Source organism: Burkholderia sp. APQ4-4ca (genome assembly GCF_057837105.1).
The window spans coordinates 1-3,744 of record NZ_JBYQCG010000088.1; the positions used below are offsets into that span (position 1 = coordinate 1).

1 protein-coding gene is annotated in these 3,744 nt (G+C 56.3%); it reads right to left on the minus strand.

Annotated elements, in window-relative coordinates; all coding sequences use genetic code 11:
• Positions 1–3,570, minus strand: a 3,570-nt coding sequence (gene tssI, locus AC3IFE_RS10710) for a type VI secretion system tip protein TssI/VgrG (RefSeq protein ID WP_489190497.1), incomplete at its 3' end; no start/stop codon positions are given.
• Positions 3,571–3,744: the final 174 nt, after the last annotated feature.

The following is a 3,744-nucleotide window of genomic DNA, read 5'->3' on the forward strand; positions in this document are numbered from 1 at the left end:
TGTTTGGCGCCCGAAGTCGTCGTATGCGTATTGAGTCTTGAACCCTGAGCAATCGGTACGCTCAAGGAGTTGACCCGCATCGTTCCAGAGCATGTGCGTCACATTGCCGAGCTCGTCGGTTTGAGCAACGGGCAGCCCTTTTTCGTAGACCGTCGAGGTTGCATTTCCCAACGGATCGATTGCCTTGATTAGGTGCCCGCTGGCATCGTACTCACGCTGCCAAATTTGACCAGCCGGGTCAGTTATTCGAGTAGGTAAATTGTGCTCGTTGTATTCGATTCGCGTTAGGTGGCCAGCTGCATCGCGAATCGCGATGGGGTTTCCGTGTGGGTCACTGATGACTTGGGTCTTGCGACCCAAAGGGTCGACTCGACCTGACACATTGCCCGCTTCGTCAAATTCAATGTGTTCAGTGCTGCCATCCGGATGAATGATCTGATCGACCGCCCATAGTCCGTTGTATCGGTAGGTTGTCGTTTGACCTGCCGCGTCGGTGACACGAGTGATTTGCGCAGCGGGCAAATAGTCGAACCGGGTGTCCCGCGTAATATCGTGTTTGTCGCTGTTTCCAACGGTATAAGCATACGTTCGAACGCAGCGTGCGTATGGCGTATCACCGTCCCATTCCGAGACAAACACTGCGCCGGCGGGCGTTTCATAGCTTGTGAGGAGATGGTTCGCGTAGCTGTACCGCCAGGTCTGACCTCCGCGGTCCACCGCCTTACTCAGATTACCTTTGTCGTCGTACTGATAAGCGGCCAACTTCCTTTTGGAATCGCCATGCTTATCTAGCAGATGTACTTCGATAATTCGCCCCTGATCATCATGTGTACACGCGACCACATGAACGTTATTGCGAACTTCTTGCAAGCTACCCGTTGTTGTGTACGTGAAAGTAAGCGCCTGCCCGTCACGAGTTTCGGAACGCTGGAGCAGATGTCGATTCGGATCTACCGGATGTGGTCCATAGGTTTCGACAAGCCCATTCGGGAAGCGGACTTCATACGTTGGCTGGTTTGCTCGATCCTCAAGTCGCGCAAGGGTGTATTTTTCGAGCGGATGAAAGTGTTCTTGTCCAGCCTCGAGAAACGGGAAGTGCAGTTGTCGGCCGTCAAAATCGACATAGATCACCTGCCGGGTGCCGTCCGGTGACGTACGCACATGGACCTCCGTTGCGTATTGCAACTTCCACGCGACGCCAAAGCTACCATTTCGCTGGTCGGCGCTGCGATATCGCCGATTCCACTGGATCGGCACTCGCCCTGGCAAAGTGAAGTCGTCGTGCGTGAGAAGCTTTTGCCCTGTCGCAACATCGACCGGGTGCGCAGACTGGGTCTTCTTCGCGCATTCCGCGCAGTCTGCTTCGGTGACGGGAGCGAGACCTCGCGCACTTCCGCCACTTTGCGTGACCGGGCCATCGAGGTAGATTCCTTTGCCCTTCAGGTGAATGCCTGCTGCGTCAATGGTGATCGTGCCACCCGGGCCAATCAACTGAGCTGTTGACGCGCCAGAAAGGCTTGCCTGACCTTGATCGGTGATCCGGATCTGGTTGCTGTCCGAGCTCCGAACAGGGGCCGGAATTTGCGGACTGAAGTCCGGCGAAATATCGAGGGGCGTTTCCTGATCCCGTTTAACTGCATCTCCAACTGCCTTACCACGCACCGTCACAGCGTACGTGTGGCCGACATGCGAGGTCCAGTCTTGCACTACTCGGTCGACACGGCTTAGCCCGACGGTGGTAGCCATTTCCAGCGCGACGTTGCGCAGATAAAGGCCGCCGACGTTGACGTTATACGCGAGCCCGACGTTGAGCATCTTGCCGAGTCCCACGCTTTGCACGGACGCGAGGCCGACTGTTTCGAACTTGACGCCGCCAGTGGAAAGCGTCCAGTTTCGGCCAATCTTCACGCTCTCGTCGTTGCCGATCGCCTTGTCGCGGTCGTTGCCTACTGAGTGCGATTCGTCGTTTTCGACTTCGATGCGCTGGTCCTTCTCGGCATGCAGCCAGACTTCTTCTTGACCCTTCCGATCTTCGAAACGCAGTGCATTCGCCGTGTCGGAACTTCCACCCTTGGTCGATCGCGTCAGAATCCCGCTTTGCGTTGCATTGGCTGGGAGTTGCCACGGCGGCATGTTTTGCGCGTTATAGACGGACGAGATGATCAGCGGGCGATCAGGGTTTCCGTCACCGAATACGATGACCACTTCGTCGCCGATTCTGGGCAACTGGATCATCCCGAAGCCGCCGCTCGCCCACGGCTGAGAGACGCGAACCCAACACGAGCTCGCGTGATTTTTCTTGCCCAGCCGGTCCCAATGAAACTGGACCTTCACCCGGCCGAGTTCATCTGTGTAGATTTCTTGTCCCTGAGGGCCGACGACAATCGCGGTCTGGATCCCATGAATGACAGGATGCGTAATTGTCCGCAGCGGTCGATACGGGATCTTCTTGCGGATGCATTTGAATTCGTTCGAATAGGTCGCGACGCCGGGCTGTGCCTGGTAGTTGTTCGTTCCATGATGCCGGATCGACGTTAGCAGGAACTGACGGTCTTCCCGCTGCGAACGCTCGTGATCGTAGTGATCCTCGATCTGGATGTAGCGGTCAAGTGCAAGGCGCCGACAGTAGCTTTTGCCGACGAAAATCTTGCTATGTGCCGCCAGCGCTTCGGTACGGAACCGCGCGAGCTGTTCGCCGCGATCGCTATTCGGGAAGCCGTGTGCACCGAGGTAGTCATAGACCTCGTAGTTCTCGACGTCACCCTGATTGATGCCGGTGTCATCCTGGGCCTGCCGTCTTGCTCCCGGCGCTTTGTAGTCCACTGTCTTGAGCGTCGCACTTCCGGAGGTAAGTTGGCGGCGGGCCGCGAACGACGTGATGACCTGTTCGTTGTCGAGAATCTCGTCGGTCGAGTAGCGCAAAGCAGCGCTACGACCGGGAATCGGCTGCGCGTTGACAGACGTATCGCTAATGATCAACTTGTGGGCGTCTTTCGCATGCTCGAAGTAGAAGAACAGCCCTTCCTCCTGCATCAGCCGCAGTGCAAACGCTAGATCCGTTTCCTTGTATTGCGTGCAGTAGCTGCGATTCGCTGTCGGCTTTTGCAAGCGGAACTCGACGTCGCCGAACTTTCGATATCGATGGAGTACGGCGTCGAGGATTTCCTCGACCGTCTGCTCCTGGAAGATGCGAATGTCCTGGCGACGGTCCATGAAGGCGATCCAGGGGCGAGCGATGGCCACGTATGTTGCGAGACCACCGTCGGTGCCGGTGTGCTCGAAATCCGTGACATAGCCCTGGAAATAACGTTCTTCCGAGCTGGCGGTTGCGTCAGTGAGCTGCAGGGTGATCGTGACAGGCTTACCGATCAGCTTCTTGAGCTCGATGTTGGGATCCTGCGATGCGAGCTTGAGATTGATCTCGAACAGCTGACCGAGCGCTTCGTCGCAGTCGAACTCGGTCAGTACGAGTTCGGAACGGCCGGAAAGCGGTGTCGCAATCGTGAATAGTCGATTGGTTTGAAGCGCGAAAAACTGCTTCGCGATCTCGGAAAGGGAGAACGAAGACATCAGCGGCCCTGGAATCTGGTTAAACGTTTGCGTAGATCGTACCGCAATGTTTCAGATCGGGGGAAGTATTGCGGGGTCAGCGTTCTAATTCTGATTCGGTACTGAGATTTATGTGATGGACGAACGCGTTCCCGCGATTCATTGTGCGTTGTGGCGTGTGGATTGACTACAATC